We start from the raw sequence: 15,539 nt of genomic DNA, 5'->3' as shown, positions 1-15,539 counted from the left end.
GGGCGGCCTTAATACTGGGTGCAGGGCTCAGCCCTGCCAGGGGCCGCGCGCGCCGACGGCGGGCGGCCTTAATACCGGGTGCAGGGCTCAGCCCTGCTACGAGCTCGGCTTTTCCGCCTGCTCCTTGTAGTACAAAACGCGCTGGCAGTTCGGGCAGAAATGTATCTGCCGATGCTTCTGGATCTCGTTGTATAGCTGTGGCGGCAGCCGCATCCTGCATCCCTGGCAGGTCCCGCCCGTGGCCAGCGCAACCGCGACGCCCGCGCGCCGGCTGAAAATCATCTGGTAGCGCGCGAGCAGGCTCGCATCGACATTCTCGGCGACCTTCTCGCGGGACTTGCGATGCTTGCCGATGTTGCTCTTGAGCTCTTCGACTTCCGCCGCGATTTCCTTTTCCGCCGCCGCCTGATCGGTGCGTCCCTTGGCGATCGCTTCGGTGAGCTCCTTGATTCGCGCGGTCCGCGCGTCCGCGCCTTCCATCGACGTGAGCAACTCGCTCTCGAGCCGCTGATTGGTCTCCTTCGACGACTCGATCTCATGCGTCAGCGCCTGCAATTCCTTGTCGTTGCGGACCAGCGTCAATCGCATCCGCTTGTTGCGGATTCTGACTTCGCCCTCGGCCAGTTCACGCTCGGCCTTTTTGCGCGCGGCGGTTATTTCCTTGTCTTGTTCGGTAAGGCGATCGAGTTGGGCCTGGTTGTTCTGGTTCTCATCGCGAAGTTGGTCAACTCGTCCGGCAATCGACGTCAGCGATTGCTCCAGCTCTTGCAGTTGCCGGTCGATGACCTGGAGGTCCATCAGCCGGTTTATCTCTTCACGCAATTCTCCACTCCATTAGCTTGTGCGCCTCGCGCAGGATTTTTGTTCGTCATCGTGATGCAGTGATAAGGCCCGTCGGGCGATGCTGCGGAACACGGAAACGAATGGTATGGGCCCACCAGGATTTGAACCTGGGACCAGCCGGTTATGAGCCGGCAGCTCTGAACCTGGCTGAGCTATGGGCCCTCTGAAATGCATCAGGACGCCCTGATGGTAGCAAGTTCGCGCAGAATACTTAAGGGCTGATCGTCGCAACATCAGTTCAACTCATCTCCCGTTGGCAGGGGCCGCGCCCGCAGGCTCTTCCATCGCGTAGTCGCGAAAAGATGCGCTGCGCAGATTTTCGCGTCTTCTAACTGCGAGTGCAGGGGTCGCAGCCCCTGCCCGTTGGCACGGCTGCCAGTATTAAAAAACCGCGCGCCCGCAGCAGTGGCCGCGCGCGACAACGGCGGGCGGCCTTAATACCGGGTGCAGGGCTCAGCCCTGCCGCGCGCGACAACGGAGCGCGGCCTTAATACTGGGTGCAGGGGTCACCCCTGCCCCTGCTCACCCCTGCCGTCGATGCGCAATCACCGCCTGCGCAGCAGCTGCCGCCTCGCCCGGTTCCGACTCGCGCGCCGACACTTCGGCTGCGCTCTGGCGCAGTCGCCCCAGTTCATGCGCGCGGCGGCGCCGATCGAGCGCGCCGGCGTAGTCGAGCACCAGCGCCCGGCATTTTCCCAGTTCGTTGGGATTTTTCTCAGTGTCGCCGCCGATGTCGTCGGTCAGCGGACCGACCGCAAACTCGCTGATTCGGCTTTGCTCCTCGGCCGACAGCCGCTCCGCGGTCCATTGTTCGAGCGCCGTGTATGCTTCGTCGGTCCGGCACAAGTCGGCGAGCACGCCGCCCAGCCGGATCTCCTCGAAATTCGCGGTCGCGCCCGACTGTGCAATCTCGGCGCGCAGTTCCGGATGCAACAGCGCAATCGCTACCAGGCCAATCTCGGCCTTCGAGCCGGCATCGCCGCCGCCCGACGCGGCCGGCGGATTCGCGGTCGCCGCGCGGTCGCGCCCGAACCGCGACAGTGTCGATCGCGATTGCATCGAGCCTGATTGCGGCCCGCGCGCCTCTTTGCGCAGAACTTCCTCGCCGATCGAGAGCAGGTCGGCGGCTTTACGCGCCAGCAAATCGAACTGGAACGGATCATCGACCAGCTTGAGCATCTCGGCGACGCGATTCGCCGCACGCGCCCGCTCGGCTATTGATCCGCGTGCCTCTCCCGCTTGTTCGCTGAGAAAATAATCGACCAGCAACTCGGATTTGTCCGTCAACTCCGCGAATGCGACCGCGCCGCGCTCGCGAACGAACGTGTCGGGATCGAAACCCGACGGAATAAAAATCCCGCGGCCCAGCAACCCCGCCTGCAAAAAAATCTCCAGCGCCCGCATCGACGCTTTGCGTCCCGCCGCGTCGCCGTCAAAACACGCGATTACGTTTTTCGTGTATCTGCTCAGCGCGCGCAACTGCTCGACCGTCAGCGCCGTGCCGCATCCCGCCACCGCTTCCTTGAACCCCGCCTGCCACAGCACAATCACGTCGAAGTAACCCTCGACGATAATCGCACGGTCTTTCCCCGACGACGCGCTCGATGAAATCGCCTGGCGCGCTTCGAACAGTCCGTACAGAGTCCGCGCTTTCGAGTACAGCGGCGATTCGGGCGAATTGATGTACTTGGGCAGGCGCGCGTCGAGCACCCGGCCCCCGAATGCGATCGCTCGCCCCTGCGCGTCGCGAATCGGGAACATCACGCGCGCGCGAAACATGTCGTAGGCCTCAGCGCCGGTGACAACCGCGTCGGTGGCGACCGAGTCGTGTTTCCTGATCAAGCCCACTTTCAGCCCCGCCTCGCCGAGTCCGCGCTTTTCCAGCGCCTTGGCCAGCGACGCCGGCCGGCTCGGCGCAAATCCGATCATGAACGCCCGCGCCGTCTCGGCGCTAATTCCGCGCGATTTCAAATAATCGCGCGCGAGCGCCCCGTCGGTCGTGTTCCACAGCACGTGCGCGAAGAACTCCGCGGCGACCTCGCTGGCCTTGAGCATCGCTTCGCGCTCGCCCGCCGCCGGCCCGGATTGGTCGTGTTCCGGCAGTTTCACGCCGTACTTGCGCGCGAGCGAGCGCACCGCTTCGGGAAACGTCAGCCCCTCGACGCGCATTATGAAATTGAAAACGCTGCCGCCCGCGCCGCATCCGAAGCAATGAAAGAATCCGCGCTCGGCATTGACCGAGAACGACGGCGTCTTCTCGTTGTGGAACGGACACAGCCCGACGAAGTTGCGCCCCGCCCGCCGCAGCCGCACGTGCGCGCCCACGATCTCGACGATATCGGCGCGCGAACGGACTTCCTCGATCTTGTCGTCGCCGAAACGCCCCATCAGCCGCCCACCACCTTCCTCAGCCGCTCGGGATGGTTCGTCATGATCCCGTCAACGCCGCATTCGATTAGCGCCCGCATCCTCGAGTCCGCATCCACCGTCCAGGTGTACAGCTTCAGCCCGCGCTCGTGCGCCGCCTTGCACAGATCGGATGTCACCATGTCCCAGCGCGGATTGATTGAATGCGCGCGCATCGCAACCGCGTTCATCATCAGCTCAACCGGCTTCTCCTCGGCCAGCAGACCGACGCGAATATTGAAATGAAGCTGCTGGAGTTTTTTGAGATATTCCCATTCGAAGCTCGACACGATGCTGTCGGCCAGCGCGTTGCGCGCCTGCATGATCTGCGCGACCTGATGCTCGAGGCCGGCCGCCTTAAGTTCGATGTTTAGCCCACATTTGCCACTGGTCACTGAAAAGACTTCGTCGAGCGTGGGAATTTGCGCGCCCTTGAACGGGCCGCCCTTGAACTTCGCGCCCGCGTCCAATCGCTTGAGCTCCTCGAGCGTCAGCTCCGCGACTTCGCCCTTGCCATCGGTCGTGCGCTCGACGGTCTCGTCATGGATCACCACGACCGCGCCGTCGCGGCTGAGCTGAGCGTCCAGCTCGCACATGTCCGCGCCCGCGTCGATGGCGGCGCGAAACGCGCTCACGGTGTTCTCGGGAAAAGTACCGCTCGCCCCGCGATGGGCTATGTTCAGCACCAAAGAAACCCGCCTCCACCACGATGCAACAATTGAAGTCTGATAATGATGCGAGTTTACGCGTCCGCCGCGGGCACGCGCAAACCCGCCCCCCCGATCCTGTCAACAATGGGGGGGGCGACGCGCTCTTTTTTGGGTCATCCCGAGCGCAGCCGAGGGACCCCGGATCTTTTTCTTTGCCGCGTGCCCGGGGCGCCGCCCTGCCACGAGGGCTTTGCGTAACTGACACCGGACGCCGGAGCGTCCGTCGAGATTCTTCGGCTCACAGCAGCTTTCGCTCAGAATGACACCGGAGGCCGCTCGGTTTTTTGTGTCATCCTGAGCGCAGCGAAGGATCTCGCGCGCCCTGCGCGATTTCAGGCCAGTTTCAGCGCGACACTTGGCATACACAAACGCCGGACCATCCGCACAGATGCGCGATGATTTCGAGGCAACCAGTTCGGCTATCTGGTGCTCGGCAAGGAATCGTCGCGCGATGCGTCAATCACGGCGAGATGTCGCGCAGCAAGGCGCGAGCGGGTGCAACATCCTTACTTAGCCCGCAGTCCGAGCTACGGGAACAATCCTGAACAGTCTCCGATTGCTATGGTCTCTCACCGGAACGTACCCGGCAGCCCTGAGCTGTGCGTCGAAATTCCCGCACCAAGTTTGGATATCGACACCTTGCGATCCTAGGTTGAGCTTGAATGTCGCGGGAGCCGAATCGTCCACGATGATGCTATTGCCATAGTGTTGCGCGCATTGGGTCGCGGACGATCTGATGTCCACATCGATTTGGCGCGGTGGAGGTTCTAAGCCCCAATTGCAATCTTGACTTGTGAAATCAGGCATCACCGGTCCCGGCATAAGACAGAATCCATCGACCGGGCTATAGTGGGCTCCCGCCAAGGAATCCGCATCAGTTGGGGGGCCGCCAACGAAAGGATCGTACGTTGCAGAATGACGCCCTGCGCCCGAAGCCGATCCTGCGGGGACCCCTGACTGGATGGCCACAGAAAAGGCAAGCGCGAGCGCGGCGGCGTGGCGGAGATTCATGCCCGTGAGTTACCAAACCGGCGTGCGATAGACAACGCAAGAAATGCGTCTTCTTGTGTCTGAGGCGAGCAAATCCGATCCGATGCGAGCCGATGCCGTTAGATGTCCCCGACCACCTTAGCCGTTGCGACGGCAGCGCAGTGACAGCGCGAGAAAATTTACGCGCAAAGCAGAGAACAAGATCCGGGGTCCCTCCGCTGCGGTCGGGATGACACAAAAAACGAGCATCCGGGATTCTTCGCTACAGCAGCTTTCGCTCTACAATGACACAAAGACGGGATCACAGAAAAAAGACAGACTCCAACTTCCGGCCCGACCAGTTCTAACAGGGCCCTTCGACTTCGCTCAGGGTAAACTCCGCCCGCATCTTTGCTTTAGTAGTGCCCGTGCGCGACAACGGAGCGCGGCCTCTTAACACTGGCCGGCCGTGCCAACGGGCAGGGGTCACCCCTGCCCGCGGATGCCAAAGTCAAAGGCCGGAGAATATGCTACGCGCAGTGGCATCCAGGCAAACTTACACTAGGGCGATATTCCGCACCCACGCGCATCTCGCGGACGAAGCCGCGGGAATCCTCGTCGCCGGCGGCGCCCTCGGATGCGCCGTCGCCGGAATGAAGTTGCCGCGCGCGCGCGAGGATAAGACCGTCGCGCTCGAGGCCTACTTCGACGCGATCTCGACGGCCGAGCTCTCGCGCCTGAAACTGACCCTGGAAAAAGCCGGGATGCTGGCTGACCCCGCGCGCGACAGCACCGGCAACGGCAGCGTGAGGAGGATCGTCGATCCGGGATGGTCCACGCTGTGGATGAAACGGTTCGGCCCGTTTCGCGTCGGGCGGCGAATACTGATCGTGCCGCCGTGGAAGCGCGAGAATCAGCGCGGCCGAACTACCATCGTTGTCCAACCCGCGCGGGCTTTCGGCACCGGGCACCATCCCACTACCGCCGGCGCTCTGCGCGCGATCGAATCGCTGGTAGGCGCGCGCGCGCCAAAGTCGATCCTCGATGCCGGCACCGGCTCGGGCGTGTTGGCGATCGCGGCGGCGATGCTCGGGATGCGCGACGGCGTCGAGTGCGAAATAATCGCAATCGATACCGATCCGACGGCGCTGGAAAACGCGCGTCTCAATGCGCGCCTGAACGGCGTGGAAAAATCAATCCGATTCTCATCGGTGCCGCTCGCTTCGATTCATCGCCACTTCGATCTGATCGCGGCCAACATTCTGAGCCATACATTGATCGAACTCGCGCCGCATCTGAAGCGACTCGTCGCGCCCGGCGGGCGGCTCGTCCTTGGCGGTTTTCTCGCCGACGAGGCCAGCGAAGTGTTGAATCACTATCGGTCGCCGCTGCGATGTCTCAGCCGCAAAACGCATCGCGGATGGACCACGGCCGTGATGGCGCGAGCGCCACGCTGATGCGCATTTCGTTGTCGCCGCGGCGTTTTTCGATCGCTCGCGCGCCGGACGCAACCGGGCTCGCGCACGTCGAGGGCGCGGAGTTGCATCACATGCGCACGGTCCTGCGCCTCGCCGTCGATGCGCGCGTGTCGTTGCTCGATCTTGCGGGCGTCGAGCATCAGGGCACAATCGAGCGCTACGAACGCGACCGCGCGGTAGTTCGCATCGAGTCATCGTCGCCGCCGCCGTCTTCGCCCGCCCGAACTCGAATCATTCTGGCCGCCGCAATCGTCAAAGGTCCGCGAATGGACTTCATCGTCGAGAAGGCGGCCGAGTTGGGTGCGTCGGAGCTATGGCCGATCGTCAGTGCGCGCGGGTTGGTCCGTTCGCCGGGAGCGGATCGGCTGGCGCGATGGGGCCGGCTCGCGATTGCCGCCGCAAAGCAAAGCCATTCCCCGGCCGCAATGGAAGTGCGATCGCCGATCGGCGTTGACGACATGGTTCGCGGCGTGCCGCCCCGGACCCTCGCCGTAATCTGCGCCAGTGGCGGCCAACCGCTCGCCGGGGTGATTCGACGCGTGCATCCGCGTGCGATATTGATAGCGGTTGGACCGGAGGGCGACTTCGACGATGACGAGCGCGCGAAAGCCGCCAACGCCGGCTTCGTCGCCGCCGGACTTGGGCCAAATCGCCTCAGGAGCGAGACGGCGGCTCTGGCAGCGGTCAGCATAGCGGCGGGGTTACTTCACGATGCGCAAGGGTCAAGCGAAGATGCCGAAACGGAAGAAAAGGACGCGTAAGTTCGCGTTCATCATGGACCCGCTGGAGCGGGTGCTGGTCGACAAGGACACGACGTTCGTGTTCATGCTCGAGGCGCAATTGCGCGGCCATGAAATCTATGTGCTCGGCATTCGCGACCTTTACGCGCGCGGTCCGAATGTGATCGCGCGGGCGCGGCAATGCGAGGTGACGCGCGGGAGTCCTCATCACCGTTTCCTCGACGAGGGCGGCGAGTATCCGCTGGAGACTTTCGATGCGGTCTTCATGCGCAAAGACCCGCCCGCCGATGCGGCTTATCTCTACGCCACGATGCTGCTCAGCCTGGCCGACAGCCGGCGCACCTTTGTGCTCAACCATCCGGCGGGCCTTCGCGAGGCCAACGAAAAGCTTTACGCGCTGAATTTCCCCGGCGCGATTCCGCCAACGCTCGTCACTTATGAAATTCCACGGCTCAAGAATTTTCTTGACGAGCAAGGCGGCGAGATGATCGTGAAGCCGCTGGACGGACACGGCGGCGAAGGCGTGTTCCTGGTCACCACGAAGGATCGCAACCTCGGCGCGATTCTCGAGACGGTGACGCAATACGAGTCGCGTCCAATCATGGCGCAGCGCTATATCCCCGAGGCTCGCAACGGCGACAAGCGGCTGATCGTGCTCGACGGAGAACCTCTGGGATGCACGCTGCGGGTGCCGCGCGAGGACGAGCATCGCGGCAACATCCACGTCGGCGGCACCTGCGTGAAGGCGCCGATCACGGCGCGCGATCGCGATATCTGCCGGATGCTGAAGCCGCGCCTCCAGCGCGACGGGCTGTACTTTGTCGGGCTCGACATCATCGGCGACTACCTGACCGAGGTGAATGTGACGAGTCCGACCGGGGTGCAGGAGATCGATCGGCTCGACGGCGTGAACCTGGAAGGCAAGGTGATTGATTTCGTCGAGTCGCGGGTGGCGGGGCTCAAGCGATGAACGGGCCGTTGCAAGGCGCGGCAATCATCGGTACGAATGATTCTTTCACCGTTCGCCCCGATCGCATCGCGCGAACGTGGCCAACACGGTGGGCAGGTAGCTCAGTCGGTAGAGCAAAGGACTGAAAATCCTTGTGTCGAGTGTTCGATTCACTCCCTGCCCACCAATCAACTCGCCTGCCGTCAGTAGCTAGCGAGATTTAGTCCGTTTTCGTTTTTCCGTTTTTCCGTTTGCTGACGTCACGAGCCGTGGGAGCGCGCCTAGGCGGTGAAGTGAATGACGCCCAAGATTATTTCCAGCAAAATCAGCAGCACGACAACGACTTCGAGCAGTACGAGGCGGCGGTCGCGCGCGACGTCCAGGACCAGAACCAGCGAGTCCTGGATGCTCTGCAGCTTGCTGGTCAGCGCAGCGTAACGATCGACGAGATCGAAATCGTCGCGCAGGTCGTCGTAGATGAGGTCCATCGCGGGGTCTTCCCATGCAGCGTCGGGCTTGTCGAGCAGATGGAGCACGGCGAGAACTTCGGTGCGCGACGAAATCGCTTCGCCAATGAAGCGATGCAAAGGAGTAATCCGATACGGCACGGTGCCGTGCGACGCCATCCGATCGACCAACTGCGCGGTGCGCGCGAAGAGGCTATCCACCATTCGCTCGTAGTATTCCATCGCCGCGCTCTGACCGACCGTCAGCGCGACGATTCCTGCCCGCTGGGGAGTGAGATTGTCGACCCGCAGCATCCCGGCGGAAATACCGATCGGCGCGGCAGAGTCCTCCAGCACGGAGTAATCCTCGCGAATGATCCGGGTCGTGAGTTTGGGCAGGGCCCGGGTGAGGCGTGCGAATATGCGTTCGCGATGCTCGACCGGAACGTCGTGCGAGACGATGGCGCCGAAGGGAAAGATGTAGAGGCCGCCGTTGGGTTCGATCGGCACGAACATTTCGAGCGGCGACATCCTGGCCTCGGGAAAAGCCGGCGCTATCTGGCGGAGCGAAAAGTTCTCCTCGAAAGCTACCGCGTAGAATTGATGGACCCGGCTCGGCATTCGCATCCTCCCGGCTGGAACCTCGCTCGACGCTCGCTCACCCAATTGGCAATAGTCCCAGCCCGATGCGCGCGATGAAAGCGGTTACGTGCATGTGCTAGGCGGCGTCGTGCATGGGCGCATCGCAATGCCTGGGTACATCGGCGACACCGCAGTCGGGACCCATCCAGCACACCAGCTTGATTTCGCGGCCGACGCGTTCAGAGTGCATCGGGCGATTGCAATGCGTCGGCATCGCGGTCTCGAAGCCGCATTTTTCGCATTTTAATTTCGTTGCCATTGCGATCTCCTTCTTTTCAGAAACCTCGATCCGCGCTTGCGGCGGAGTCGAGGAATTCGGCGCAGCGGGTCCCGGCAATCCTCCGACTTCGGCGCGCACTGCGCCCAACTTTCGCGGGCCGGTGAAATTGAGCAGTAGCGCGTTGCTGACGACGCTGACGCTCGACAGCGCCATCGCAAGTCCGGCCAGGGCGGGGTTCAGCATGATTCCAAACCACGGATAAAGAACGCCGGCGGCGATCGGAATTCCGAGCACGTTGTAGAAAAACGCCCAGAAAAGGTTTTGCTTCACCTTGTTCAGGGTCAAGCGGCCGAGCACAAGCGCGCGAATGATGTCGTACAAGTCGTCGCGGGTGAGCACGACGTCGCCGGTCTCCTTGGCGGCGTCAGTGCCGGAGCCGATCGCGATTCCAATGTCCGCGGCGGCCAGTGCGGGCGCGTCGTTGATTCCGTCGCCGACCATCGCGGTGAACAGGCCGGACTCCTGGTAGCGCTTGACGATCGCGATCTTGTCCGCCGGCATCAGTTGCGCGTGGAACTCGTCGATTCCCAATCGAGCAGCGACGGTCTTTGCGACATCAGCGTTGTCACCGGAAATCATCACCGTGCGAATGCCCATCCGATGCAGCGCCGCGATCGCGCCGCGGGCGTCGGCCTTGACCGGATCGCGGAATGCAAGCACCGCAGTCACCTTGCGATCGATCGCGAGGAACAGCGGCGTCGCCGCAGACGCCGCGACGCGAGCCGCCTCGTCGCGGGCGCGGGAATCGACGCCGGCGCCGACCTGCGTCATCATGCGGTCGTTGCCAAGCGCGATCTGTTTGCCGCCATGCTCGGCGGTAACGCCGAGGCCCGGCATCTCGCGTGAGGTATCGGGCGTGAATTGCGGCGCGAGATTTCGCGCTTGCGCGCTGGCGGTCACGGCTCGCGACAGCGGATGAATCGATCCGGCGGCGGCAATCGCGGCAAGGGACAGCGCACTATTCTCGTCGCGGTCGAGCGCGACGACCGACTCGAGTTCCGGCCGGCCGACCGTCAGGGTGCCGGTCTTGTCGAACAGCATGACCCGGATTCTCGTGATCAGTTCGAGGGCGGATGCCCGCTTGAACAAAATTCCCGCGCGCAGGCCGAGCCCGCTACCTACCATAAGCGCAGTCGGCGTGGCCAATCCCATCGCGCATGGGCACGCGATCACCAACACGGCGGTCATCGCAGTCAACGCCATCACCAGAGTCGGGCCCAACCACATCCACGCAAAAAAAGTGAGCGCTGCGATCGCGATCACCGCCGGCACAAATCGCGCGGCGACCGCGTCGGCGACGCGCTGGATGGGAGCTTTGTCGCCCTGCGCGTCCGCAACCATTCGGACTATCTGCGCAAGCGCCGTCTCAGAGCCAACACGCGTCGCGCGGACCGTAATCGCAGCGGCGGTGTTGAGCGCGCCGCCGGAGACCTCATCACCCGCCGACTTGTCCACCGGCATCGACTCGCCCGTAAGCATCGACTCGTCGATAGCGCTGGCGCCGGTGACAATCACGCCGTCAACCGGAATTCTGGAAGCCGGCTTGACCAGCACGATGTCGCCGATGGCCAACTCGGAAACAGGCACGGCGCGCTCCATCCCGTCGCGCACCACAGTGGCAACGTCGGGGACGAGGGTCAGCAAGGATCGCAACGCAGCCATCGCGCGGCCGCGAGCGCGCGCCTCGAGGAATTTGCCGAAGCGAATAAAAAGGATCAGCTCGGCGGCAGTATCGAAGAATCGCGGACCCGCGAAGAAGATGGCGGGAAAGGTGGTGAGGATTGAGTAGAAGCAGGCGGCGCTGACGCCAAGCGCGACCAGCGTGTCCATGTTCGCGGTGCGATTGCGCGCGGCGATCCATGCGCCGCGGTAGAAGGTCAGGCCGGCGGTGAACATCAGCGTCATGGCGGCGGCGAGCGTCGCGATGCGCGCGGCGCTGCCCTCGCGATCCTGCAGATACATGACGACTGCGGCGCCAATCGCGGTGGCGACAACCCACGCCAGGTTGCGGCGCGCATCCAGGCGATCGAGGGCGGATTCGCCCGCGCTTACGCCGCTGGACTCGGCGATCGCGCTATAGCCGGCGGCCGCGACCCTCGCCTCGATTTCACCGCCAGCAAGTTTGCCGCTGACGCGCGCGGTCAGCGTCTCGGCGGCGAAATTTACATGGGCGTCGATGACGCCGGGGATCGGCGCGACAGCGTTTTCGATGGTGTTCGCGCAATTCGCGCAATGCATCCCGCGAATTCGGAACCGTTCGATCTTTTCGTCAGCCCGGTCTTCGAGGTTATGTTGCGCGTCCATGGCCAAGCGCAGGTCGGGCGCCGGCTAGAGCGAGGCCTTGATTGGCCGGCCGGAAATGACTTCGTCGATGAGTCCGTATTCGACTGCCTGCGCCGCGGACATGAAGTTGTCGCGGTCGGTATCCTTCTCGACTTTCTTGGCATTCTGGCCGGTATGGTGAGCAAGGATGTCGTTGAGGATTTCGCGAAGACGCAACGCCTCACGCGCGTGAATCTCGATATCGCTGGCCTGTCCCTCGAACCCGCCGGAGACCTGATGAATCAGTATCCGCGAGTGCGGCAGCGCGTATCTTCTGCCCTTGGCTCCTGCGGCCAGCAGCAGAGATCCCATGCTGGCGGCCTGTCCCACGCACAGCGTCGAGACAGGAGGTTTCACGAATTGCATCGTGTCGTAGATGGCCAGGCCGGCGGTGACCGAACCGCCCGGCGAGTTGATGTACATATTGATTTCGCGCTCCGGATCCTCGGACTCGAGGAACAGAAGCTGCGCGGTGACCAGGTTGGCAAGGTCGTCGGTGACGGGGCCGCCCAGGAACACGATCCGGTCCTTGAGCAATCTCGAAAAGATGTCGTAAGAACGCTCGCCGCGGCCAGTCTGCTCGACTACGTATGGTACGAGTACACTCATGATACAAAGGTACTATCTGGATGAACAGCGGGGAAGTGGCGGGCAGCGGACCCGCAGCGGCCAGGCGCTGTTGGTTCAGGCAGGCTGCTCGATTCGGCCGACGGCGGCGGTCAGGCGATCGACGGTGCGGCGTTTACCGAGCACCGCGATCACCTCGTAAATCCCGGGGCTGACGGCGCCGCCGGTGAGCGCGACGCGGACCGGTTGCGCGAGTTGCCCGAGCTTGAGGTTGAATCGCGCGAGGACAGATTCGAAAACCGCCTGCACCGACGCCTCGGAGAGCTCGCCCTCGATCGATTCGAGCTCCGCGGCCAACGCCCGGATTGGTTCCGCGATTTCGAGCTTAAGGAATTTCGCCGCCGCTTTCGAATCGATCTCGATCGCGTCCTTCAGGTAGAACGACGCGAAGTCCACCAGCTCGACGAGCGTCTTGGCGCGCTCGTGCAGGGTTGCGACCGCCTTTTCGAGCCACGCGTCGTCGCCCGGAATCGGCCATCCGCGCCTGGCGATGAACGGCTTGATCTCAGCCGCCAGCCGCGGGATCGGCCGCTCCTTCAGGTAATGGAAATTGAGCCAGAGCAATTTTTCGGCGTTGAATACGCCGGCTGATTTTCCGCAAGCCTCGAAGCCAAAATAACCGATCAGTTCGTCCCTGGAAAAAATTTCCTGGTCACCGTGGGACCATCCAAGGCGCGCCAGATAGTTCAGCATCGCCTGCGGGAAATAGCCGCTCTCGCGATAGGCGATCACCGAAGTCGCGCCGTGGCGCTTTGACAGCGGAGAGCCGTCCGGCCCCAGCACCTGCGGCAAATGTGCGAAGGCTGGCGGCGTGAATCCGAGCGCGTACGCCATCTGCATCTGGCGCGGAGTATTCGAGACGTGGTCGTCGCCGCGAACGATGTGCGTGATGCGCATGTCCACGTCGTCGAGGATGCTCGCGAAGTTGTAAATCGGTGAGCCGTCCGAACGAACAATGATAAAGTCGTCGAGCTCGGTGTTCTGAAAGACCATCCGGCCTTTCACCAGGTCATCGACGACCGTCTCGCCATCCAGTGGCATCGCAAACCGGATCGTATAGTTGCGTCCGGCGGATTTGTCAGGCAGCGCCAGCGCCGCCGGAAAGCCGAGCCCGCGGCATTTGCGATCGTAAACCGGCCTGCGATGCTCGCGCTCGGCCTGCTTGCGCCTGGCGTCCAGTTCTTCCGCCGAGCAGTAGCAGGGATACGCTTTTCGCTCGCGCAGCAATTTGAGCGCGGCTTCACGATGCCGCTGGACTCGATTGCTCTGAAAGTATGCCTCGTCGGGCGGACCTTCGTCCCACTCCATCCCGAGCCATTCCAGGTCCGCGAGGATTTCGTCAAGCGACTGCCTGGTCGATCGTTCGCGATCGGTGTCGTCGATGCGCACGATGAACTGCCCGCCGTTGTGCCGCGCGTAGAGGTAGGCGAACAGGCCCGAGCGGACGTTACCGATGTGCAGCGAGCCGGTCGGGCTCGGCGCGAAGCGTGTGCGAACCGTCACCTTCACTCCCACTCTATCGTCGCGGGCGGCTTCGACGTGATGTCGTAAACCACGCGGTTGACGCCCCTGACCTCGTTGGTGATTCGGCTGGAGACGCGCGCGAGGAAAGCGGGGTCCAGGCGCGCCCAATCCGCCGTCATGCCGTCCATCGACTCGACCGCGCGAATCGCGATCACGCTTTCGTAGCTGCGCCCGTCGCCCATCACGCCCACGGTCTTGAGCGGCAGCAGCACGGCGAACGCCTGCCATAGTTTGAGTCCGAAGCCCGCCGCCGCCGTTTCCTGCATCACGATCGCGTCCGCGCGCCGCAGCAAATCGAGCCGCTCGCGCGTGACCTCGCCGACGATTCGCACCGCAAGCCCGGGGCCGGGAAACGGTTCCCGCTCGATCACCTCCGCCGCCAGCCCGAGCCGGCGGCCCACTTCGCGCACTTCATCCTTGAACAACTCGCGCAACGGTTCGACCAGTTCCAGGCGCATCCGCTCCGGCAATCCGCCGACGTTATGATGGCTCTTGATCACCGCCGACGGCCCCTTGAACGAGACCGATTCGATCACGTCCGGGTAGAGCGTTCCCTGGCCGAGAAATTTCGCGCCCTGAACGACTTCCTCGGATTCAAACACGTCGATGAAAGCATGTCCGATGATGCGGCGTTTTTGCTCGGGATCGAGCACGCCCGCCAGCCGCGACAGAAAAAGATCGGACGCATCTGTAAGCTTGAGATCGATCCCGAGCTGGCGCGCGAACGTATTCTCCATCCGCTCGCGCTCGCCCGCGCGCAGCAGTCCGGTATCTACGAACACGCAATGCAGCCGCGCGCCGATCGCGCGATGAATCAGCGCCGCCGCCACGGAGGAATCGACGCCGCCCGACAGTCCCATCAAGACCTTGTCGGTCGGCCCGACCTGCTTGCGAATCTCCGCGAGTTTCGTCTCGACAAAATTCGCCATCGTCCAATCGCCGCGCTCGCCGCAGATCTTCAGCACGAAGTTGCGCAGCACCTGCGGGCCGCACGGTGTGTGCACGACCTCGGGATGAAACTGGATTCCGCGGATGCGCCCGTCGCGCGTTTTGAAGGCGGCATACGGCGAGTTGTCGGTGTGTGCAATCGCGCACAGCGTGCCCGGAATCGTCTCGACCCTGTCGCCGTGACTCATCCAGACGCGATGCTCCCGCCCGCTGAGCCCTTCGAACAGCACGTCGTCGCCGTCTATTACCAGCGTTGCGGGTCCGTATTCGCGCTGTCGCGAGCCCACGCTGCGAGCGCCCATATGCTGCGCGATCACGTACAGCCCGTAGCAGATTCCGAGCACCGGACAGCCAAGATTGAGCACCTCGTCGGCGATATCCGGCGCATTGCGCTCGTAGAGGCTGGCCGGTCCGCCGGAAAGAATTATCCCGCGCGGATTCATCGCGCGGATTTTTTCGGGCTCGAGGTTGAACGGATGGATTTCGCAATACACGTTGGCTTCGCGCACGCGGCGCGCAATCAGCTGCGTGTACTGGCTGCCGAAATCTAAAATCAGGATCACTGACTGGGCTCGACTGTCGATAGAAAGATCACGGGAATTACCTTGACCCTGAAATATACCGGACCCGGCGCGGTGTACGAAACGCCGCCGCG

The 15,539-nt window shown here is 63.1% G+C and carries 11 protein-coding genes and 2 tRNA genes; 4 read left to right on the top strand and 9 right to left on the bottom strand.

The annotated features are described in order from the left end of the window. Positions 1 to 96 precede the first annotated feature (96 nt). The 4 genes from VIO10_RS13090 to VIO10_RS13075 all read right to left on the bottom strand — a co-directional run bounded on the left by VIO10_RS13090 (position 97) and on the right by VIO10_RS13075 (position 3,935). The gene (locus VIO10_RS13090) at positions 97 to 822 is read right to left on the bottom strand and encodes a zinc ribbon domain-containing protein (RefSeq protein ID WP_331964889.1); all 726 of its coding nucleotides are present in this window, start codon (positions 820 to 822) and stop codon (positions 97 to 99) included. 107 nt (positions 823 to 929) lie between these two features. After that, positions 930 to 1,005 (bottom strand) — tRNA-Ile (locus VIO10_RS13085). A 360-nt stretch (positions 1,006 to 1,365) separates the two neighbouring features. Next, complete coding sequence (gene dnaG / locus VIO10_RS13080) at positions 1,366 to 3,231, bottom strand: DNA primase (RefSeq protein WP_331964886.1); 1,866 nt, start codon at positions 3,229 to 3,231, stop codon at positions 1,366 to 1,368. Further along, the gene (locus VIO10_RS13075; RefSeq protein ID WP_331964883.1) at positions 3,231 to 3,935 is read right to left on the bottom strand and encodes a glycerophosphodiester phosphodiesterase; all 705 of its coding nucleotides are present in this window, start codon (positions 3,933 to 3,935) and stop codon (positions 3,231 to 3,233) included. Before VIO10_RS13075 ends, dnaG begins: the two co-directional genes overlap by 1 nt. A gap of 1,532 nt (positions 3,936 to 5,467) precedes the next feature. Here VIO10_RS13075 and VIO10_RS13070 point away from each other — a divergent pair. From VIO10_RS13070 to VIO10_RS13055, 4 genes are all read left to right on the top strand, one after another. After that, complete coding sequence (locus VIO10_RS13070; RefSeq protein WP_331964880.1) at positions 5,468 to 6,385, top strand: 50S ribosomal protein L11 methyltransferase; 918 nt, start codon at positions 5,468 to 5,470, stop codon at positions 6,383 to 6,385. Further along, a complete protein-coding gene (locus VIO10_RS13065; protein ID WP_331964877.1) occupies positions 6,385 to 7,167 on the top strand; it encodes an RsmE family RNA methyltransferase in 783 nt (260 codons plus the stop codon). Before VIO10_RS13070 ends, VIO10_RS13065 begins: the two co-directional genes overlap by 1 nt. Beyond that, positions 7,139 to 8,116, top strand: coding sequence for a glutathione synthase (gshB, locus tag VIO10_RS13060; RefSeq protein ID WP_331964874.1), 978 nt, complete (start codon positions 7,139 to 7,141; stop codon positions 8,114 to 8,116). The genes VIO10_RS13065 and gshB overlap by 29 nt, the downstream gene beginning before the upstream one ends. Positions 8,117 to 8,206: 90 nt before the next feature. Beyond that, a tRNA-Phe gene (locus VIO10_RS13055) sits at positions 8,207 to 8,282 on the top strand. Positions 8,283 to 8,376: 94 nt separating this feature from the next. Here VIO10_RS13055 and VIO10_RS13050 read toward each other — a convergent pair. The 5 genes from VIO10_RS13050 to guaA all read right to left on the bottom strand — a co-directional run bounded on the left by VIO10_RS13050 (position 8,377) and on the right by guaA (position 15,468). Further along, complete coding sequence (locus tag VIO10_RS13050; RefSeq protein WP_331964871.1) at positions 8,377 to 9,162, bottom strand: RMD1 family protein; 786 nt, start codon at positions 9,160 to 9,162, stop codon at positions 8,377 to 8,379. Positions 9,163 to 9,259: 97 nt separating this feature from the next. Then, complete coding sequence (locus VIO10_RS13045; RefSeq protein WP_331964868.1) at positions 9,260 to 11,767, bottom strand: heavy metal translocating P-type ATPase; 2,508 nt, start codon at positions 11,765 to 11,767, stop codon at positions 9,260 to 9,262. 24 nt (positions 11,768 to 11,791) lie between these two features. Continuing rightward, positions 11,792 to 12,394 (bottom strand): ATP-dependent Clp endopeptidase proteolytic subunit ClpP, encoded by a 603-nt coding sequence (gene clpP, locus VIO10_RS13040; RefSeq protein WP_331964865.1) that lies wholly within the window; start codon positions 12,392 to 12,394, stop codon positions 11,792 to 11,794. A gap of 75 nt (positions 12,395 to 12,469) precedes the next feature. Beyond that, complete coding sequence (gene gltX, locus VIO10_RS13035; protein ID WP_331964862.1) at positions 12,470 to 13,915, bottom strand: glutamate--tRNA ligase; 1,446 nt, start codon at positions 13,913 to 13,915, stop codon at positions 12,470 to 12,472. Positions 13,916 to 13,917: 2 nt separating this feature from the next. Beyond that, positions 13,918 to 15,468, bottom strand: a complete 1,551-nt coding sequence (gene guaA / locus VIO10_RS13030) for a glutamine-hydrolyzing GMP synthase (protein ID WP_349259248.1) — start codon at positions 15,466 to 15,468, stop codon at positions 13,918 to 13,920. Positions 15,469 to 15,539: the final 71 nt, after the last annotated feature.

The organism is Candidatus Binatus sp. (assembly GCF_036567905.1).
Classification (GTDB): Bacteria; Desulfobacterota; Binatia; order Binatales; family Binataceae; genus Binatus.
Note: the sequence above shows the minus strand (reverse complement) of the source record. Positions and strands in the feature narration are given on the sequence as shown.

Excerpts from the sequence above, each read along its gene's own strand:
- VIO10_RS13050 (WP_331964871.1), bottom strand. The coding sequence starts at position 9,162 with ATGCCGAGCCGGGTCCATCAATTCTACGCGGTAGCTTTCGAGGAGAAC.
- VIO10_RS13045 (WP_331964868.1), bottom strand. The coding sequence starts at position 11,767 with ATGGACGCGCAACATAACCTCGAAGACCGGGCTGACGAAAAGATCGAA.
- VIO10_RS13065 (WP_331964877.1), top strand. The coding sequence starts at position 6,385 with ATGCGCATTTCGTTGTCGCCGCGGCGTTTTTCGATCGCTCGCGCGCCG.
- clpP (WP_331964865.1), bottom strand. The coding sequence starts at position 12,394 with ATGAGTGTACTCGTACCATACGTAGTCGAGCAGACTGGCCGCGGCGAG.
- dnaG (WP_331964886.1), bottom strand. The coding sequence starts at position 3,231 with ATGGGGCGTTTCGGCGACGACAAGATCGAGGAAGTCCGTTCGCGCGCC.
- gshB (WP_331964874.1), top strand. The coding sequence starts at position 7,139 with ATGCCGAAACGGAAGAAAAGGACGCGTAAGTTCGCGTTCATCATGGAC.